Annotated in this window: 10 protein-coding genes; 4 read left to right on the forward strand and 6 right to left on the reverse strand. The window is 49.4% G+C overall.

The window, feature by feature from the left end; translation table 11 throughout:
• Nucleotides 1-421: 421 nt before the first annotated feature.
• The 3 genes from QUA02_RS04320 (at nucleotide 422) to QUA02_RS04330 (ending at nucleotide 4,469) form a co-directional block, all read left to right on the forward strand.
• A complete protein-coding gene (locus QUA02_RS04320) occupies nucleotides 422-2,851 on the forward strand; it encodes a cache domain-containing protein (RefSeq protein WP_333025579.1) in 2,430 nt (809 codons plus the stop codon).
• 367 nt (nucleotides 2,852-3,218) lie between these two features.
• Nucleotides 3,219-3,800 carry a manganese efflux pump MntP gene (locus QUA02_RS04325; protein WP_333025580.1) on the forward strand — a complete coding sequence of 194 codons (582 nt, stop codon included), beginning with the start codon at nucleotides 3,219-3,221 and terminating at the stop codon, nucleotides 3,798-3,800.
• 114 nt (nucleotides 3,801-3,914) lie between these two features.
• Nucleotides 3,915-4,469 carry a glutathione S-transferase family protein gene (locus QUA02_RS04330; protein ID WP_333025690.1) on the forward strand — a complete coding sequence of 185 codons (555 nt, stop codon included), beginning with the start codon at nucleotides 3,915-3,917 and terminating at the stop codon, nucleotides 4,467-4,469.
• 84 nt (nucleotides 4,470-4,553) lie between these two features.
• Here QUA02_RS04330 and QUA02_RS04335 read toward each other — a convergent pair whose 3' ends face one another.
• The 3 genes from QUA02_RS04335 to QUA02_RS04345 all read right to left on the reverse strand — a co-directional run bounded on the left by QUA02_RS04335 (nucleotide 4,554) and on the right by QUA02_RS04345 (nucleotide 6,560).
• Nucleotides 4,554-4,691 carry a photosystem II reaction center protein K gene (locus QUA02_RS04335; protein WP_006634808.1) on the reverse strand — a complete coding sequence of 46 codons (138 nt, stop codon included), beginning with the start codon at nucleotides 4,689-4,691 and terminating at the stop codon, nucleotides 4,554-4,556.
• A gap of 63 nt (nucleotides 4,692-4,754) precedes the next feature.
• A complete protein-coding gene (tgt, locus tag QUA02_RS04340; RefSeq protein WP_333025581.1) occupies nucleotides 4,755-5,882 on the reverse strand; it encodes a tRNA guanosine(34) transglycosylase Tgt in 1,128 nt (375 codons plus the stop codon).
• Nucleotides 5,883-6,110: 228 nt separating this feature from the next.
• Nucleotides 6,111-6,560 (reverse strand): hypothetical protein, encoded by a 450-nt coding sequence (locus tag QUA02_RS04345; RefSeq protein ID WP_333025583.1) that lies wholly within the window; start codon nucleotides 6,558-6,560, stop codon nucleotides 6,111-6,113.
• Between the two features lie 259 nt (nucleotides 6,561-6,819).
• On the opposite strand from QUA02_RS04345, the gene cobS reads away from it, so the two are divergent.
• Nucleotides 6,820-7,617 carry an adenosylcobinamide-GDP ribazoletransferase gene (gene cobS / locus QUA02_RS04350; RefSeq protein ID WP_333025585.1) on the forward strand — a complete coding sequence of 266 codons (798 nt, stop codon included), beginning with the start codon at nucleotides 6,820-6,822 and terminating at the stop codon, nucleotides 7,615-7,617.
• Nucleotides 7,618-7,854: 237 nt separating this feature from the next.
• On the opposite strand, the gene QUA02_RS04355 is transcribed toward cobS, so the two are convergent.
• The 3 genes from QUA02_RS04355 to QUA02_RS04365 all read right to left on the reverse strand — a co-directional run bounded on the left by QUA02_RS04355 (nucleotide 7,855) and on the right by QUA02_RS04365 (nucleotide 20,576).
• Nucleotides 7,855-11,955 (reverse strand): non-ribosomal peptide synthetase, encoded by a 4,101-nt coding sequence (locus tag QUA02_RS04355; protein WP_333025586.1) that lies wholly within the window; start codon nucleotides 11,953-11,955, stop codon nucleotides 7,855-7,857.
• 140 nt (nucleotides 11,956-12,095) lie between these two features.
• A complete protein-coding gene (locus QUA02_RS04360; RefSeq protein WP_333025587.1) occupies nucleotides 12,096-17,198 on the reverse strand; it encodes an aminotransferase class III-fold pyridoxal phosphate-dependent enzyme in 5,103 nt (1,700 codons plus the stop codon).
• Nucleotides 17,199-17,201: 3 nt separating this feature from the next.
• Nucleotides 17,202-20,576 (reverse strand): non-ribosomal peptide synthetase, encoded by a 3,375-nt coding sequence (locus QUA02_RS04365; protein ID WP_333025588.1) that lies wholly within the window; start codon nucleotides 20,574-20,576, stop codon nucleotides 17,202-17,204.
• Between the last annotated feature and the right edge of the window lie 312 nt (nucleotides 20,577-20,888).

Raw genomic sequence — 20,888 nt, forward strand, 5'->3', positions numbered from 1 at the left:
AGTGCGAGCGTCCCCGCTCGCGAGTACAAGACGCGAGCGGGGACGCTCGCACTACAATAAAAAAAAATGCTTTTTGCAAAACTGAGATGCTCCCGAGCTATGTACCTGTAACTCAAAACTTTTAAAATTTAATTATTTAAAAAAACACCAAACATATTAACGTAAGGTGCGGACTACGCACCTTACATAATCTACACAAATTATTAACGACTGTTGACAAAACTCTTAAATTGTTGATGAATTTTTTTAAGCGGTCAAAAACATGGTAAAATCATATTCCAGTTTAACAAGGTGAGCCGGCCAGCGGGAAAAAATTCAAAAAACCCCGCAACTATTGAATGCTAGTAGTTTTAGACTGCTGGCAGGTTAGGAATACATGGCAGGTGAGCTGAAGGTTTCAATCTCACAAATTAGTCAAACCATGCGAAGCTTTGCGAAAGTGAAGTGGTGGAAATTAACTCGACTATTGCCAGCGAGATTTAAGGGCGAATACCATCTGCGCTACAAAATTGCCCTGTTAATTTTGGGCGTAACAATTATGGCAGCTAGCATCGCTGGTTGTATCAGCTATCAAAGCGTTCGCCGCTTGATTATCAACAAAAGCGAGCGAAATACTTTGTTAGAAGTTAGGCAGCGCAGTAACAAGATCGATCGCTGGCTCGGCACTAGAAAGGCTGAGATCGAAATCCTCGCCAGCACTCCTCCGGTTCGTTCGATGAATTGGTCAGTGGCAGGGCCTTATTTAAAATCGGAAATAATTCGACGGCAAGAATTCTTGCATTTCGCCTTAATTGAACCCGACGGTTCTTATTTCACCACAAAAGTCGGCAGAGCCTTGATTAATGTCAGCGACCGCCAACACTTCAAAAAGGCAATGGCTGGGGAAGTCTATGTTTCAGATCCTACCATTTCTCGCACGCTCAAACGACAAAGTATTGTGCCCATTTCGGCTCCAGTGCGGTCAAATTCGGCAAAGTCTCTTGATAAAATAGCCCCCAAGCCGATCGGAGTAATGAACGGCGTGATTAGCATCGACCGCATTGCCGAAGTAGTAGGAAAGCTGGAATATGGGGCAGGAACTTACGCTTTTGTTCTCAATTCTCAAGGAGTCCCGATTGTCCATCCCGACCCTGGGTTAATGGGAAATATCGACAAGCCGGCTCCCAGTCTTTTAGAGTCCGCAGATGCTAATTTGGCGAATGTAGCCCGGGAAATGGTTTATCAAAAAACTGGTATTTTGCTGACTAAAATCAACGACGCCAGAGTTTATGTTGCCTATCTTCCTTTAGAACAAGCTGAATGGTCGATCGCCCTCGTAATTCCCCGCGACAATCTCGAAAAAGAACTGCTCTCCTTAAATATACTAGCAGCAGCCGCCGCCGGAATTGCCGGCGCAGCTATTTTCGCAGCAATTGCGGCACTGAAGCTGTTTGCTCTAAATTGCATCCGCACTCGCACAGAAGCTTTTCTCCACCGCTTGACCGGCCGCATTCGCGCTTGCTTGCACCCCGATCGCATCCTCCAAACTACAGTAGACGAACTCGGTACTTTGCTGAAGCTCGATCGAGCAATTTTCGGCTGGTACGACCCCCGACAAGAGACTTTAGAATTTAACTGGGAATATTGCCGGGAAGGTTTGTCGGGACATTTGGGAATCTTTGGCGTTCCAGGAGGGCCCTCTGGAGATTTAGCTGCACGGCTTCACCGCTGCGAAACGATACTGTTACATAAAACCGCCGCCCCCGATCGCGCAGCGTCTCAGGAGCCCGCCCATTTCCAACTCACAAACAGCCACTACGCAGCAGTACCCGTACTGACTCAGACTAATCGGCTCGGATATCTGTTCGCCTGTGCAAACCGGCGGTTTGCGGCTCCCCACGAGGTGGAAGTTTTGGAAGCAATTGCCGACTCGCTGGCGATCGCAATTTCCCAATCCCAACTCCACGGGCAAATTCAAGAAGAACTAAAACTTTTGGAAGAAGTATTAGCCAAACTCAGAAAAACCGAAGAGCATTTAGTACAAAGCGAAAAAATGACAATTGTCGGTCAACTCACCGCCGGAATTGCCCAGGAAATTAACAACCCGATTAACTTTATTTACGGCCGCCTGATTCACCTCAACGATTATATCAAAGATTTGCTCCATATAATTCGCCTCTATCGCGAACAATATCCCGAACCTGTGCCGCGAATTGCCAAAGAAATAGAGACTTGCGACCTAGATTTTATCAGCCAAGAGTTGCCGCAAATTCTCAATCTTTTGAAAAGAGGAGCCGATCGCATTCGCCAGATAGTCCTGGCTTTGCGGAATTTTTCACTTCCTGACGCAGCCAACAAAGAACGCGCCAACGTTAATGAAAGCATCGACAATATTCTGCTGTTGCTCGCTCACCGGCTGGAGCCAAAAATATTAGTAGTCAAGGAGTACAACAACCTGCCGCCAATTTTGTGTTATCCCGGTCAACTGAGCCAGGTATTCGCGAGTCTCCTCAGCAATGCTATTGATGCTGTTAACAGTATTGAAAACTCCGCTCAACTTATTACAATTAAAACAGATATTGTCGAGCATTTTCCAGCCAGGTTTATTGCAGTATCGATCGCCCACAACGGCTCCCGAATTCCGCCGGAAATTCAACACAGAATATTTGACCCGTTTTGCCATACTAAATCCTTTAAAAGTTTGACAGGATTGGGGCTGTCGGTTTGCTATAAAATTATTGTAGAATTGCACGGCGGCCACCTTACCGTTCAATCTCCCGTGCAATCTCAAACTCAATCTCAAATTGAATCTCAAATTGAATCTCAAACTGGGGGCGGTGCTGAGTTTATAGTAGAATTGCCGATCTTTTAATTGAAAATTTTAACGAAATTTTTAACAGTCGATCCAGCACGGTAAATGATGAATGCTTTTGCCCCCATATTAGTCCGCTTGGAGTGGACGAAAGTTTGTGCAGGATCGATTTCAATCGCCCAGTTTTTATTTCAATTTATCGAAGCGTTAACTAGCAGGTAAAACTACTTTTTGCGTCCAGGACTGTAGCTCATAATTGTTCATTATAAGACAGATAAGCCCTGAGCTTTTGAACACCGCCAATTATGAAACCAATGTGATTAAAAAATGAAGTAAATATGAAAATATTGCAACTATATCAAAATTTAGTGTAAAGTAAAAAAGTCAAGACCAACGCTTTACCTATAACATCTAACAGTTTACAAAAATGGATGCAGCCACTACCGTCTTCCTTTCCTTGGGCCTAGCAGCAGATGCTTTTGCTGTTGCTGTTTCTAGCGGTTTAGCAATCAAACATATGAAGGTCAATAAAGCTTTAAAAATCGCCTTGTTTTTCGGCGGTTTCCAAGCTTTAATGCCCGTAATAGGATGGTTTGTCGGTCTGACTTTTAGTTTTTTGATAACACCGATCGACCATTGGATAGCTTTTGGGCTTTTGAGTTTCATTGGCGGTAGAATGATTTACGAATCGCTGCAAAGTCAAGAATGCGAGAAAAAGTTCAATCCCTTAGATACGGGGACTTTGATAACGCTGTCGGTGGCGACGAGTATCGATGCTCTCGCAGTTGGCATCGGATTTGCTGTCCTGAAAGATTCTATTGCTCCTGCGGTGACTGCGATCGGATTTATTACTTTCTTTTTAGCTTTTGCAGGCGTGTTTATCGGGCACAAGTGCGGAAACTTGTTTGCTAATAAAATTGAAATTTTGGGGGGCGCAATTTTGATTTTTATTGGCAGCAGAATCTTGTTTCTGCACTTAACAGAAGTGCCATTACTTATCGGTCATTAGTCATTAGTCGAACAGTGACATCAGCAGTCTCTGGTGGTTCCAATTCCCAATTCCCAATTCCCAATTCCCCAAAAATGCTATAACAGCAATATTGCGTTAAAGGATAAAAATTTTGTGCTGAAACTTTACGGCGGAGCTCGCAGCAGGGCATCAATTGTCAAGTGGTATCTAGAAGAAATAGCGGTTCCCTACGAATTCGTCACCCTAGATATGCCAGCAGGGGCACACTTGCAGCCAGAGTATCTCGAAATAAACCCGATCGGCAAAGTACCGGCAATTGTTGAGGGAGATTTTAAACTTTGGGAATCCGGTGCAATTCTGCTGTATTTAGCTCAAAAATATGGTAAAATGCCGGAGACTTTGGAGCAGCAAGCTCAAATCGTGCAGTGGGTCATGTTTGCTAACGCCAGCCTCGGCCCAGGAATATTTACAGAAGCAACTCGCGATCGCGAAACTCCCCGCTTGTTAACACCGCTTAATCAAATCTTCGAGAAACAGCCGTTTTTAATGGGCGATGAATTCGGCGTCGCCGATGCAGCAGTCGGGTCAATATTGGGTTACATTCCGATGATGCTAAAACTAGACCTCAGTGCTTATCCGGCTGTTGTAGATTACATCAAGCGGATCTCGGAAAGACCGGCATTCCAAAGTGCGATCGGCGGTGGATGAAGCCAGAAAGAAGAACGAAACAAAACTTAATAACTAAAAGCAGGGGCAATTTGTGAATTGCCCCTGCTTTTGATGAAATCAAACTTATCTGAACCCGACAGCCGCTTGCCAAACAAAAGCCAGCAGCAAGAAAAACACGGGAATCACGGGCAAAACATTAACCAAAGGCTCAAAAATCGAATAAGCTTCGGGCAGTTTTGCTAAGAGTAATGCAGCTTCCATGAATCAACCTACCTATCCAACACAATTTTCACAATTGTCGCATATCTTCACCAAAGGAACTCATTATAGATCGACTCTCGGTGCAAGCCAGCGGGCAAACTCTTGTGTAAATCGATCGGCCAAAATCGCCTCCCGCATCCTCCCAGTAAAGCGAATCAACTCCGTCACATTGTGAAGCGCCAGCAAAGTATACCCCAGCACTTCGTTAGCCCGCGCCAAATGTGCCAAATAAGCCCGACTGAATTTTTGGCAGGTATAACAAGGACAAGACTCATCCAGCGGAGCAAAATCCTCCCGGAACCGAGCATTTTTCAAATTCCAGCGTTCCCCACCAACAAAAGCCGTCCCGTGGCGGGCCAGCCGAGTCGGAATCACGCAGTCAAACATATCTACGCCACTCGCCACAGCCAGCGCCATTTCCCGATAAGTCCCAATCCCCATCAAATAACGCGGTTTATTTGCCGGCAACAGGGGCGCAGTCACCTTCACAATCTCTGCGATCAAATCCCCCGATTCCCCGACACTAACCCCGCCAATGGCGTAACCGGGTAAATCCAAATCTACCAACTGGTTCGCCGCGCGCGATCGCAAATCGGGGAAAACACCCCCCTGCACGATGCCGAACAAAACCTGATCCGGGCGCGAGTGAGCTTGAATGCAGCGTTTTAGCCAGCGGTAAGTTCTGTCTGTCGCAGCTTCCACCTCCTCCCGCGTCGCCGGATAAGGGGGACACTCGTCAAAAGCCATAATCACATCAGCGCCCAACTCATTCTGAATTTCGATCGATCGTTCTGGCGTTAAATTAATCATGCGGCCGTCGCGGGGAGAACGAAAAGTTACCCCATTCTCAGAAATAGTCCGCATTTGGCTCAAGCTAAACACCTGAAAGCCGCCCGAATCCGTCAGCATCGGGCCCGGCCAAGCCATAAATTTGTGCAATCCGCCCGCGCCTGCGACAATCGCTTCCCCCGGCTGCAAGTGCAAGTGATAAGTATTTGCCAAAACCATTTGAGAACCCGCCGCCTCAAGATGTGCTGGTGTCAAAGTTTTGACATTAGCTAGCGTCCCCACGGGCATAAATTTAGGCGTTTCCACAACACCGTGGGGAGTGGAAAAAACCCCTGCACGCGCTTGGGTATGGCTGCAATTAGCCTGACATTTAAAAGAAAATCTCGCGTTGTCTTCAGTCATTAGTCCCCGACGATCGTTAACCGCTACTCGGCCGTCCGTGTTATTTAATCTATTGTTGATGACATCGCGACAAAAAAAACCATGACCCCGCCCAAAAACGGAGACAAGTTTCCGACAATCGTCGTGGAGGGCAAAAAATTTTAGACCTTAGTTCTACCTCCCAGATTCACGGCGCTGCGAGTAAATCTAAAATCTAAAATCTAAAATCTAAAATCGACTGACTGACGATTAAAACGGGGAATCATCCTCATCCAATTGCAGATCCCAGTTGCCTGAGAGTACCTGATCGACAACCGCATCCAAAGCCGCCGCATTTAAATTCCGGGCGACTTGTTCTTGCAAAGGATTGGAGAGGGGAATTAACCGCAACTGCCGTCCATCTTGAATCAGGTCAAAATAAGCACCATCTTCAGGGCACTGTTTCAGTTCCAGGTAATCAAAACTATACACGTTCAAATAAAGCGCATGGTTGGCAATCAGGGTAGAACGGTGGGGGTTGGCGAAGACTTCGAGTACATAACCTTCCCCTTCGCTGTAAGTCTTGCCATCTTGTATGTGAAGGTAGCGGACACGTCCTAAATCAAACAGCAATCTTTTGATATCGCTTTTGTTGACGACAATGCCTGTATCGATGATGCAAGGAGCAACTACCCTGTTATTCAATTGGTCGTGACTCATGGAGTAAAAGCCTCTGTTGTAGTATGTTCCCGTCTTGGAAATCACGGAGTTAGCTAGAATTCTTGGGAAGGGAAACGCGGATCTTGAGTTTAGTCATTTTAGATAGGGAGCTTCGGGATCGCTGCCTGCAGAGGTTTTCCGGGGAAAAGAGCTCCGACAGGAGGAATGCCCGATCCAAAGGACTAGGGTGTTACAGTTCCAATTCTGGCACACGCTAATGGATTGACAACTGCACAGCAGATGAAAAATTTTCTATCTTATGGTGGATGATAAATTGGTTCGCTCTACGATCGACTTTTTCCGGAATCAAGGCGCTGCCATCGCAGCCGCAGTCGCTTTTTATACTTGTTTGCCGGTGCCGATGTCTTGGACTTTGGAGTTTCGGGGCATTGCTCGCTTGGCACCGGCGATCGGACTTTTGATTGGGGGGATGCTGGGACTGGCGGATGTTGGGTTGCAGTTGTTGGAAATGCCTGCTCTGACTCGATCGGCCTTGGTTGTAGTGTTGGGCATCGCGGTGACTGGCGGGCTGCACCTAGACGGGGCTATGGACGCGGCGGACGGGCTGGCTGTACCTGACCCGGTACGCAGGCTGGAAGTCATGCGGGACAGCGTTACAGGGGCTTTTGGGGCGATGGCTGCGATCGCGATCGTACTGCTGAAAACTGCCGCTCTCTCGGACTTGAATAACTATCGGTGGCTGGCTTTGATGGGTGTGGCGGGTTGGGGGAGGTGGGGCCAACTGGTGGCGATCGCCCGCTATCCCTATCTCCGGGCCGAGGGTAAGGGAGCTTTTCACAAAGAATCGATTTATTCTCCTTTTGATTTTATCCCCGGAGTGCTGTTGCTGCTGAGTTTGAGCGTGGTGCAAGTTGTCTTGGAGGGCGATCGGTGGCTGTTGGCGGTGGGGATGGCTTTGGGGGGAAGTGCGATCGGAATTTTTGCCGGAGCCTGGTTTAACCACCGTTTGGGCGGCCACACGGGCGATACTTACGGTGCTGTAGTCGAGTGGACGGAGGCTTTGTTGCTGTGTCTTTTAGCGGCTTTGGAAGGGTGAATTTAGGGGAACATCCCCTGAGTGCAAATATATCGGTAGGGGCTCCGCATTCCGGCAGTAAATCTCTGCAAAAAACCAATAAATTTAGGAATTACGCATAGGATCTCAGAAACCGGGTTTGTTTACGAAAATACCTCGTTTGTACCCGTAGATTTGGTAAAAAACCCGGTTATGAATGTCGAAGTGCGTCCTGGACAGAAATTATTTGCCGGAATGCGGAGCCCCGACTGCTGGAAATTATTGACAATTCATTTCCCGAGCCCGATCGACCGCAGCCTGCAATTTTTCCCCCAGTACCCGAACGTGAGGCTCTTTTAACATCCCCAAGTGGTCGCTGGGAATGTCGTAAACCTCTATTCCTCCCTTCACTACCTCGCCCCAACCCAATTCGCGATCTACACCAAACGCGACGGCACTCTCAACTGCCTTGAAGAGAGTCGCTCGACCAGGGTAAACTCCCGCTACATAGTGTCTCAATGCCTCTTGATTGAGCCCTCCATGAGTGAAGTTTTCCAGATAAATCGGCACGGGACGCCCGATCGCCCGGTAAAATTTGGACAAATTCCTCCAGTAACAATGAGTCAACTGCTCGATTCTCCCCCCCAGATTGATTTTCGCTTTCTCCATAAACACAGCAGGTTCGAGCTGTAGAATTTTAGTCAAGCGCTGACCCTTCTTAATCTCAGACAAATTTTTGAAAGCAGCCGGCCCGTAAGTGTCCAACAATCCCAGCAAAGCTACCTTCTCACCTAGATCGTGAAGTTGCCGAGCCATCTCAAAAGCTACCGTCCCCCCAAAAGATACTCCTAACAGAAAATAAGGGCCGTGCGACTGAAAAGTTCGCATTTCTTTTATGTAATAAGCTGCCAATTCCTCAACTCGATTGGGGGGAGCGAGTTTTTCATCCATAATCTGAGTGGAAAGTCCCAAAACAGCCTGCGATCGCTCCAAATAATTCATTAAAGGACGGTAAAACTCCAATCCTCTGCCGAGAACGTGAATGCAGAACAGAGGCGGTTTGTAACTTCCTGTTCCCGGTTGAATCACCACCATTGATGGAGAAGGTGACGACCATTCCGGTTCGCGGAGAATGTTAGCCAATTGCTCAACTGTTGGCGATTGGAAAATAGCAGACAGCGGCAGCTTTTTGTCGAATACTTTTTCAATTTCAGCTAACAGGCGCGCCCCTAGCAGCGAATGTCCTCCCACCTCGAAGAAATTGTCCCTGATTCCCATTGAATTGATGCCTAAAACTTTTTCCCAAATTTTTGTCACCTGGATTTCAAACTTGTCGCGGGGGGCAACAGCAATTATTTCATTGGGCGCCGTGCTGCTAGATTGCCACTTTTGAGTTGCCAAAGCGCGACGGTCTACTTTACCGTTGGGGTTCAAGGGCAAAGCGTCGAGGAACACAAACCCAGCAGGTATCATGTAGTCTGGCAGTCTCTCTTGCAGGAAGCTGCGCAGGGTACCGGCTGCGAGAATTTGACCTGGGCGGGAAACTGCATAAGCTGCGAGACATTTATTGCCCGAAGCATCTAACTGAACTGCGATCGCAACTTGAGCGATATCTGGATGTCCGGCGAGCACTGCCTCAATTTCTCCCACTTCGATGCGGAAGCCGCGTATTTTTACCTGGTTATCGATGCGTCCGAGATATTCGATATTACCGTCATTCAGGTAGCGGGCTAAATCCCCTGTTTTGTAAAGGCGATTTGAAGAAGGAAGAAGGCTTGAAACCGCTCGATTTTCTGCATTTTCCCATCCATTTTCTTGGTTTGTAAAAGGATTGGGAATGAACCTTTCTGCTGTCAAATCCGGGCGGTTGAGGTAGCCTCTGGCCAAACCTGCGCCGCCTGCATATAATTCCCCTGGAACGCCGATCGGCACCGGCTGCAAGTGCCGATCGAGTATGTAAACTTGGGTGTTGGCGATCGCCCGCCCGATGGGAACGGAATTGCTAATTTGACTGTCAGAGTCGATCGCCGCGCAGCAAGTAAAAGTCGTATTTTCCGTCGGCCCGTAACCGTTAATTAATTTGCAATTTGGAACTTCTCGCAGCAACTTCTGGACGTGGGGAACAGATAAAACGTCGCCGCCTGCCAACAGTTGGCGCACACCCTTTAAATCCTCAATTCGCTCGTCCACCATCAAGTGAAACAGTCCGGCTGTCAGCCACAATATTGTCACATTGTATAAGCGAATCGCCTCTCCCAACTCTGCCAAAGAAGGGCTGCCGGGAGGGAATACCGCCATTTGCGCCCCGTTGAGCAGCGCTCCCCAAATTTCCAAGGTCGAGGCGTCGAAGGAAATTGGAGCCAGTTGCAGGAAGACTTCTGCGGAGGTGAGGCTGGCATAATCTGTGTCTTTGACTAACCGCACCACACCTCGGTGGACGACGCAAACGCCTTTGGGCTTGCCTGTCGAGCCTGAAGTATACATTACATAAGCCAAATTTTCGGCATTAGCGAGATTGGCAGGATTGGACTGATTTTGTGCGTCTATTTCCTCCCGCGCCGCCTCCAGGCAAACTACTTTTGCTCCGCTGTCGGGAAGTCTTTCTACTAGATGATTTTGAGTCAAAAGCACCGATATTTGGGCGTCTGACAGCATGAAGTCCAGCCGTTCTTTGGGATAAGCTGGGTCTAAGGGCAGGTAAGCCGAGCCGGCTTTGAGAACAGCCAACAGCGAGACGATCGCATCGATAGAGCGATCGAAACAAACGCCCACTAAAACTTCCGGGCCTGCCCCCAAAGTTTGCAAGTAATGTGCCAGTTGATTGGCGCGACAATTTAGCTGTTGGTAGGTTAATTTTTGCTCTCCAAAAACTAAGGCTACAGCATCGGGAGTTTGTTCTGCTTGAATTTCAAATAGTTGGTGAATGCAGGCTGAGTCGGGATAATTTGTTTGAGTGCTGTTCCACTCAACTAATAGCTGTTTTTCCGCTGCCGTCAAAATGGGCAAGTTTTGCAGCAGACAATTTGGATTAGCAACTATCCCTTCTAACAGCGCCTCAAATTCAGCCATGCGGCGGCGGATTGTCGCAGCATCAAACAAATTGGTATTGTACTGGCACTCCAGCACGAGTTTGCTTTTCGTTTCGCTGGCATTCACCGCCCATTCAAAATTTTCATAACTTCTCGGATTCGAGAAGACTTCAGCCTTAAAACCTTCAAAATTAAGCTGATCTTCCGTAAGTTGCACATCCAGATTAAAAGTTACAGGCACTAGCGGAATGCGGCTGAAATCCCGCGGCATTGCTAGTTTTTTGACCAAAGTACCGAAGGTTAGCTGCTGGCGTTCGATCGCATCTAAAACTCCCGTGCGGCGCGATCGCAAATAATCTATAAAAGATTGTTCTCCGTTAATTTGGGTACGCAACGGCAACAAGCTGACGCAGTGTCCGGCAAGCTTGTCTTTGCCCCCAACAAGCTGTCCCGCCGCCGGCATTCCCACCACCAAATCCTCTTGTCCGCACAAGCGGTACATAAAAGCTTCAAAGCCAGCAAAGAGAGTTGTAAAAAAACTGCACCCTGCTTTTTTCCCCAGGCGTTTGAGGTTAGCAACCAAAGCCGGATTCAGTTCCCAATCTTCCCGCGAACCCTGGTAAGTTCTAAAAGCAGGTCGCGGTCTGTCTGTCGGCAAATCTAGCACCGGAATTGTGCCTGAGAACTGTTCTAGCCAATACTTTTCAGCCTCAATAATTTCGGTTGCTGTCGAGTTTTCTTCTTGTAAAATTGCATATTCTATAAAACTTTCTGGCTGTGGAAGATTGGCCGCTAACCCTTGATTTTTGGCAGAATAGATTTCACCCAAATCCGGGAATAATATGCCCCAAGACCAGCCATCGCAAATAATGTGGTGGCCGGTGAGAATAACGATGTGTTCCTTTTCTTGCAGCTTGATAATTTGACTGCGAAACAGCGGCCCGCGCACTAGATTGAAAGGTCGATCGACTTCTTCACGGCGCAAATGTGCTAATTTCGATTCGCGATCGCGATCGTCCACAATTGACAAGTCGATCGCTGGAATGTCGAGTTCGATCGACGACGCAATGCAAAGAGTCGATCCGTCCGGGCTAAATGTTGCCCGCAGCGCCTCGTGCCGCTGTACCAATTCCTGAATGGAAAATCCGAGAGATTCAATGTCGAGGTTTCCTTGCAATCGCAGACACATCGACTCGTTGTAAGCGCAATTTGCCTCGTCTCCCATTTGCACGGCAATCCAAATTTCTTTCTGCGATTCCGTCGCCGGTACGCAAGCAAAAAGTTCTCCGCCGGCGAAAGGATCGAAGTCTACAGCAGTTAGTTTTGGTTGTAAATCTGCGGCTATTTTCATTGGCTATGCGTTGGTTAGTATCTAGAGGATTTAATTGTCAACCATCACGGTTAGTGGGGGCGGGTTTGCGAGACTATCGGTTTGCGGCAATTACGATCGGTGAACCCGCCCCTACGGGATTTAATTACTAACGCTAACCGTCAATTTGACAAACTACCTCCTACTTGTAAATGTTTTCCGGGACGCTCTGGATCTGCTATGTACCAAGCTGGATTCCCATTGGGGTCTCGCCCTAATTTGGCACCGGGTACGGGAGAATTGTTTGAGAAAGCAATTGACGATTTCGATCCATTTGTATTGCCATTTTTGTGGAAATCAAGAGCCCGAACAGTCCCACCAGACGGAGCGGCCAAAAATCCGGCTGACTGCAATTCGGCAATGCTGTTTTTAAATGCTTCCTTGGCAAAAGCAATATCTGCGTCGGAATGCGCTAGCGTCAGAAAACACGGGCGGTGATCCCAAATGTGAATTCCTTTTTCGCGCAGCGAGTAAAACAGCAGTTCTCCATGAGAAAAATCTTGCGGGTAGGTGATTTTGAACAGGGAACCGAAGTTTTTAACTGTGAAAGGTGCTTGCTCTCGATCGAACATGGCGTTCAATTCTGCAACGAATTTGTCGGTTTTGGCATTGAGATCGCGCTGCAATGAAGGCCCGCCGCGCTTCAAATATTCGAGGGATGCTTTGGCTGCTGCTAAAGTCAGCGGGTGGCGCACAAAAGTCCCTGCAAAATAAGTGACGCCAACTTCCGGGAACGAGTCGTCTCCGAACTGCCAGAAACCGCCGTCTAAAGCGTCCATCCAGGCTGATTTGCCCGCGATTACCCCGATCGACATCCCGCCGCCGACAACTTTGCCGTAGGTGCCGATATCCGCTTGTACGCCGAAATATTCTTGGGCCCCGCCCGGTGCAACTCGGAATCCGGTAATCACTTCGTCCATAATGAAGGCGCAACCGGCTTGCTCGGTAATCCGGCGCACTTCGTGGAGGAATTCTCGCGGTTGCCACTCGGGGCGGCGACTTTGTACCGGTTCTACCATGATGGCTGCGAACTCGCCCGCCCGTGCTTTGAGGATTTCCAGGGATTCGGGTTCGCCGTAGTCGAGGATCAGGGTATTGTCAACGGCGGATTGGGGAATGCCCGGTGCTGCGGGGAGCGATCGCAGTTTTTTGGTGCCGCGCACGATCACTTCGTCGAAAATTCCGTGATAGTCTCCGGTAAACATGACGATCGTACTGTTGCCCGTGACGGTGCGGGCCAGCCGCATTGCGCCCAAAACGGCTTCAGAACCGGTGTTGCAGAAGGCGGCGCGATCGTGTTTGGTCATCTCGCACACGAGTTCGGCAACTTCCCCGGCTAGCGGTGTTTGCGGGCCGATTTCATACCCGCGCTGCATTTGAGCTGCGATCGCTTCTGTGATAAATGCAGGCGAATATCCGAAAAAGTTCGACCCGAAACCGTTGGTTAAATCTACATACTCGTTACCGTCTTCATCCCAAAGTTTAGAACCGGACGATCGCCCCACCACGATCGGATAAACCAACTCTTTCATCGTCCGGTTAAACCCCGAAACTACCCGCGGATCGGCGAGGTGGTGGCGGTGAGCCTGAGTGTACTGTTTGGATTTCTGAGTTCGCGCCGTATATCGCTTGACAAATGTTTCTAAATATGCTGATTGCGACGGAGTTAATCCGTCGCGATCGGATGTGTCGATGCGGGCGGCTGCACCGAACACCTTTTTTGGTTCTGCTGTGGGTGCTGCTGTGGGTGCTGCTGTGGGTGCGATCGCGCTGCCGTTAGTCTGGGATGGGGGGATATTTTGAACGGGTGCCGGCGGCTGCGGCATAACTTGACCGTTAGTTGTCGGTGCCGGCTGTGCGGGAACCAAACCAGCGCCGCCCAACAGTTCTAGCTGTCGCGACATAATTTGCAACTGCTGCCCGATCAGGTATTCGAGATTGCCAGACTGTACGGGATTCAAAATTTGAGGCCCAGGGCTGGGTAAGGGCAGATTTACAGGGGCGCTGACTGCAACGGGAGTGGCAATGGGCGCAGGCGCAGGAGGTGCTGCTGTCGGTGCGATCGCCGGTGCGGGTGCTGTTACGGGCGCGGCTTGTTGGACGGCAGGAGTTGCAGGCAAAACCTCCGGCGGCAGAGCACCATCGATAAATTCAGATAAAGTGCCGAGAGTGGGGAAAGTTTCTAATAGCTGGCGAAAGGTAATTTTGATGCTAAATTCTTTTTGCAAATTCAGCGCTACTTGAGTTAAAGATAGAGAATCTAAACCCATTTCTAGGAAAGTCAAGTCCTCATCAACACTGCCTAAATCCTCGCCAGAAGTTTCTTCTAGGATGTTTTTAATTACAGGGATAAGTCTGTATTTTCGCGCTGCTTGTTTGGTTTCAATCTGTGAATTTGGCATCGGTAATTGATTGTTGACTGTTGACTGTTGACTGTTGACTGTTGATTGTTGGGAATTGGGAATGGGCAATTGGGAATCGGGCATCGGGAATTGGGAATTCTCCCACTCTCCCACTCTCCCACTCTCCCCATCTCCCCCTCTCCCACTCTCCCCCTCTGACACTTTTGGTTCGATCCAGAAGCGTTTGCTCTCGAACGGATAAGTCGGCAAGGGAAGGCGATCGCGCGTTTCCTCTTGATAAAAGCTCTGCCAGTCGATCGATACTCCGCAAAGCCAAAGCTGTCCGGCTGCACTCAACAAAGCCGCCCATTCAGTTTGATTTTCAGGGCTGTCGCTGAGGGAAGAAATGGCAACTTGTTTTTTCAAATTTTTGGCTTGTTTGCGAGCTAAAGTAGCAGCAGTTGTTCTCGGCCCGACTTCCAAAAGTATCCGGTTCGGATCTTGCCAAAGCTCTTTTATCCCGTCAGCAAAACGCACTGTCGCCCGCAAATGCCGCGCCCAATACATCGGATCTGTTGCTTGTTCCGCTGTTATCCAACTAGCAGTTACAGTCGAAACAAAGGGGATAGTTGGCGCTGACAACTGCACTTTTTTGACATATTCGGCGAAAGGTTCGACGATCGAATCTACCATCGGCGAATGAAAAGCGTGGGAAGTGTGCAGTTGTTTGCAGACAACGCTTTCGCTTTCTAGTTGCTGCTGAAAAAGTGCGATCGCCTCCGTCGGCCCGGAAACAACGCATAAATCCGGCGCATTCACCGCAGCCACTGCCAAATCTCCACTCAAGCGCCCTTCTACCTCGGCAGCCGGTAAGCGCACCGACAGCATCGAACCCCCAGGCAAATCTTGCATCAAGCGCCCTCTCGCTGCCACCAGCATCAAGGCATCTTCCAGGGAAAACACGCCTGCAATCGTTGCAGCTACAAATTCGCCGATGCTGTGTCCGATCGCACCTTGGGGAGTGACGCCCCAACTCTGCCACAGCTTGGAAAGCGCGTATTCTACGGTAAATATCGCAGGCTGAGTCAAGAAAGTTTGGCGCAGCGATTCGGCGGCTGTCGCTTCATCGCTGCCGGGATACAGGACTTTCCGCAAATCTCGGCCGAGGTGCGGCTGCAAAATTTCGGCGCAGCGATCGACTGTTTCGCGGAATAAAGGCTCGGATTCGTACAAATTCAAGCCCATATTGACGTATTGCGACCCTTGTCCCGGAAACATGAAGATTACTGCCGGATTTCTCGATTCGGTGCAGCGGGTTGCTGTACGCAGCGGTGGCAGGGATTCGAGTAACTGCACGGCATCGGCGCGATCGCTGCAAACGGCAAAACGGCGGTAATTGAAGGCTTGCCGCCCGATTTGCAGGGTGTAAGCAGCATCGGCGAGATCGATCTCCGGGTTTTGGGCGAGGTGCGATCGCAAATTTGCGGTAGCTGCGTCCAAAGCAGATGGAGTTTTCGCCGACAGCAGCAGCAACTGCCGCGGGCGAGAAGGACTTGACGGTTCCAGCGCGGGCGCTTCTTCGAGGACAACGTGAGCGTTGGTGCCGCCGACGCCAAACGAACTGACACCCGCTCTTCTGGGCGTTTTGCCGGCTTTCCATTCAGAAAGTTCGGCGTTGACGTAGAAGGGGCTGTTGGCAAAATCAATGGCTGGATTCGGTTGCTCGAAGTGGAGAGTGGCGGGTATTTGCCGGTGTTTGAGGGCTAAAGCTGTTTTGATCAGCCCTGTGACTCCCGCCGCGGCGATTGTGTGTCCGAAGTTGCTTTTGATGGAGCCGATCGCGCAAAATTGTTTGGCTGCGGTTTCGCGTGAAAAAGCCTGAGTTAGCGCTTCTATTTCGATCGGATCGCCCAGTGGGGTTGCCGTGCCGTGGGTTTCGACGTAGGATATCGTTTCGGGATCGACGCCTGCCATCGCGTGCGCCATCGCGATCGCGTCTGCTTGGCCGTCTACGCTGGGTGCCGCAAAGCTGACTTTGGCTGCCCCGTCGTTATTCAAGCCGACTCCGCGAATTACGGCATAGATTGTATCTCTGTCGGCGATCGCTTCTTCCAAACGCTTGAGTACCACAGCCCCGGCAGCGTTGCCGAACACGGTTCCTTCAGCCTTGGCGTCGAAAGGTTTGCAGTGTCCGTCGCTGGAGAACATCCCCCCTTCTTGATACAAATAACCGCTATTTTGGGGCACCGTAATTGATATCCCGCCGGCCAGGGCTAGATCGCACTGGTAGCTCATCAAAGCATAAAAAGCTTGACAAACTGCAACTAATGATGTAGAGCAAGCGGTATGCACGCTGACGCTCGGCCCCTTGAGATTCAGCTTGTAGGAGGTGCGGGTAGCAATGTAGTCTTTTTCATTCCCTACCATCACCTGAAACTCGCCCGCGCGGGAAATTACATCCGATCGTCCGGCGATGTTGTTGGGAAAATAAGTATTGTTGCCCGTGCCGGCGTAAACTCCGATCGAGCCGTTGAAGGTATTGGGATCGCAGCCTGCATTTTCTAGGGCGGCCCAAGCTATTTCTAAAAAAATGCGCTGCTGCGGGTCGGTAATTTCGGCTTCGCGGGGACTCACGCCGAAAAATGCTGCGTCAAAGCGATCGGCACCGTCAATAATTCCTCTAGCTTTGACGTAATTGGGATTTTGTCTGAGATTGGGGTCAATACTGGGGTCTAGTTCTGCGTCGCCGAACAACGTTGTAGACTCCACTCCGCCGCACAAATTCTGCCATAATTCACCGACACTGGCAGCACCGGGAAATCGGCCCGCCATGCCAATAATCGCAATGCCGTCAAGTTCTGAGTTTTCCTGCGAATTTGTCATAAGTTAGGGTTTTTTGGTAGATTGCTTTTGCCGTTTAAAAGCAGCTTTTTGCCGATCGGCCCTGTCTTGAAATTTGTTGTTAGATGGGCTTGCAGTCTGTCCCTGATTTAAATAATTTGCCAATTGGGCGATCGTCGGGTGTTGGAACAATTTGACAACCGGCAAATCTTTACCTAACAGAGTCCGAACTTGGACTGCAACTTGCAGCGTCATCAAAGAATTGCCTCCAATCTCGAAGAAATTGTCGTGAATGCCGACGCGATCGAGCTTCAGCAGCTTAGACCAAACACCCGCCAGCAAAAGCTCCAACTCGCTTTGCGGTGCAGCGTAACTCTGCGACAGTTCTTGTCGCTGCGAGTCCGGTGCCGGCAGGGCGCGGCGGTCGATTTTCCCGCTGGGCGTCTTCGGCATCGCCTCAACATTCACAAACACCGCAGGCACCATGTAATCGGGGAGTTGCCCTTGCAGGTAAAGGCGGAGGTCGGCTATTGCCAATTCCTCCTCTGGATTCGCAACTATGTATGCAACCAGTCGTTTGTCCCCCGGTGCGTCTTCCCGCGCCAGCACCACAGCTTGTTTAACCGCCCGATGGTTTGCTAGTGCCGTTTCGATTTCTCCCAACTCTATGCGGAAGCCGCGAATTTTGACTTGGCCGTCAATCCGCCCGATGTACTCGATGTTACCGTCGGGCAGGTAGCGAGCTAAATCTCCTGTTTTGTAAAGGCGCTCTTCCTCATCCTCGATCGCGCTTATTTCATTGTGTTTAAAAGGATTAGGAATAAATTTTTCAGCAGTCAAGTCCGGGCGGTTGAGATAGCCCCGGGCCAAACAGATACCCCCGATGTATAGTTCTCCCGCTACTCCTAAAGGTATAGGCTCACCATCTGTTTGTAACAAATATATCTCCGTGTTGGCAATAGGGCGGCCGATCGGAGGCAGTGCGGGCCAATCTCCGGGCGGGCCTGCGAGGGTATAAGCTGTTACAACGTGGCTCTCGGAGGGGCCGTATTGATTGTGCAGGGTACAATTTTCTAGCTGCTGAAAGAAATTGGCTATGTAACGGTTGACTTGCAACTGTTCGCCGGCGGTGACTACTTCGCGCAGCGATTTGGGTACTAGCTGATAGGTATCGGCGGCTTCGGCTAAGTGTTGCAGGGCGATGAAAGGGAGAAATAGTCTTTGAATCTTTTCTTTGTCGATTAGCTGCAACAAACTCTGGGCATCTCGCCGGATTTCTTCTGTGATGAAAACGAGGGTGCCGCCGGCACACCAAGTACAGAACAGTTCTTGAAACGAGACATCGAAGCTGAGAGATGCAAATTGCAGGGTTTTGGCTGCGCCTTCAAGGCTGGAGTTTTGCAGTTGCCACGCAATTAGGTTGACTAGGGCGCGGTGCGGGAGGGGAACTCCTTTGGGTTTGCCTGTGGAACCTGATGTATATATTGTATAAGTTAAATTTTGGGGAGAGACGCTGCTAGCTGGGTTTTCGGTGCTGTGACTGCTGATTGTTTCCCAGTCTGCGTCCAAGCAAACGGCGCGGGCTTGATGTGCGGGCAACCCCGATACTAAGTGAGATTGAGTGAGAATAACGGGAGCTTGGGTGTCGGCTAACATGAAGGTCAGCCGTTCTTGGGGGTAGGCCGGATCGAGGGGAACGTAAGCTGCGCCTGCTTTGAGAACGCCTAAAACGGCGATCGCAATTTCTAAGGAACGTTCCATGCAAATAGCTACTAAAACATCGGGCCCGACGCCTAATTGCTGCAAGTAATGGGCTAGTTGATTGGCTTTGGAATTGAGTTCCAGGTAGGTGAGTTGCTGTTGGGAATTTTGGGAAAAAACGGCGGCAATGGCATCGGGCGATCGCTCGACTTGTGCTTCAAATAATTGGTGAACGCATTTGTCTTGCGGATAATTTGCTTGAGTTTGATTCCACTCGTGCAACTGAGCAAGTTCGGCTGCTGTCAGCATTGACAATTTGCTGATTTTCTGCTGGGGATTCGCGGCTATACTTTCTAGCAAAGTTTGCAGGTGTCCCAACATTCGGGTAATGGCGATCGGATCGAACCGCTGGCGATCGCCCGCAATTTTTAGCAGCAGTTCGGTTCCCCCATATGCGTAAACTGTTAGGGGAAAACTTGTCTGTTCTAAAAGCTGAAACTCTCGGTTTTGCCAGTTGCCGCCCAAAGCTTGCAAGGCAGAGTTAATGTGAGATTTTTCAACTACTAGCAGGCTTTCAAATAAAGCTGTGCCCCGGGAAATCTCGCTCCATTCTTGAGTTTTTGCCAGCGGCACGTTCCCGTATTCTTGAAAGGCCGTCCACTGAGTTTGCAGTTGTTTGAGCCAGTCGATCGCTGGTAAATCGGGAGATACAATTACCCGAAACGGCAAAGTATTTATGAATAATCCTACCGCTGATTCTGCGTTTTCTAGATTCTGCGATCGGCTGTTGCAAATAGTTCCAAATACTACATCTTCAGAACCGGAACAGCGGCTCAAAAGTAAAGCCCACGCTCCTTGCAGCAGGGTATTTAGGGTTAGTTGCTGTTCTTGAATTAGGGAGTTTAAGGCTGCGGTTACGGTGCTAGAAAGCCGGATTTCTGGTTCTGCTGATAAATTTTCTGTTGGTGTCACGAACAGGCCAGATGCCTGTTCCACAACTGATGAATTTCCTGGTGGGGCGGGCATCTTGCCTGCCCTTAAAACATCCCCAACCAGAGGGGTAGGAGCGCTGAAACCGCTTAAGTATTGTTTCCAGAATGTTTCTGCTTTCGAGATGTCTGGCTGCTGCCTCGACTCGATGCAATCTCGATCGCGACGGGGCGGTTGTAATTCTAATGGTCGATCGGCACACAGGGATTCGTACAAGGTAAAAACTTCTTGCAAAACAGTTATTGCCGAGGTACTGTCAAGCAAAATGTGGTGATAAGTCCAGATGAGTTTGTACTCGGTTTCCGCAACTCGGAACAAAGCCAAACGCATCAGCGGGGGTTGAGTGAGATCGAAGCCTTGCAGGCGATCTGCTTGCAAATAGGTTTCGAGTTGGTTTGCGCGATCGCCTTCCGACAAATTTCGCCAGTCTCGTTCAACGCTTGGCAGTTCAACTTGTTGGTGTAATGTTTGCAGCGGAACTTCTTCACCTGACCAACAAAAACTCGTTCTCAAGATTGGATGCCGCTGCACTATTTGCTGCCAAGCTTTGAGGAAAGCTGAAACATTCAAATTTTCCCGGATGCTACAGATCGCTTGTTCGATATCTATCCCTGATTGTTGGCCCGAAAGGCTGTCGAACAACATCCCCTGCTGTATCGGTGAAAGTCGATAGGAAGATTCACTATCAGTGGTTGCGGACTGCGGGCGATCGTCTGCTGGCAATGACATATTTATATGTAAGTATTGAGGGAAAGAGTTTTGAGCAACTGTAGCGGGATTTTTAAGGCTTTTTTAAGTAACTATTCATCCCCAAGCACGCTAAAATAATCGATCGCGTGCATCCGATCGTAATATTTTGTTTTTGGCTGTAATATTTTATCGGCTCAGCCGATGTTAACTCAAACTCTACCGCCCTGTAAAGTATTTATGATACATTTTACGGGTAGTGCGCCCAAAGAGCATTTCCCGTTCACCAACCGTGTAATTCCACAGCCTGTAAATATTAAAATTGCTTAATATTCTGTTGGCGATCGACTTTCT

Origin of the sequence: Microcoleus pseudofavosus SVA1_A4 (genome assembly GCF_036700565.1) — a bacterium.
Lineage (GTDB): Bacteria > Cyanobacteriota > Cyanobacteriia > Cyanobacteriales > Microcoleaceae > Microcoleus.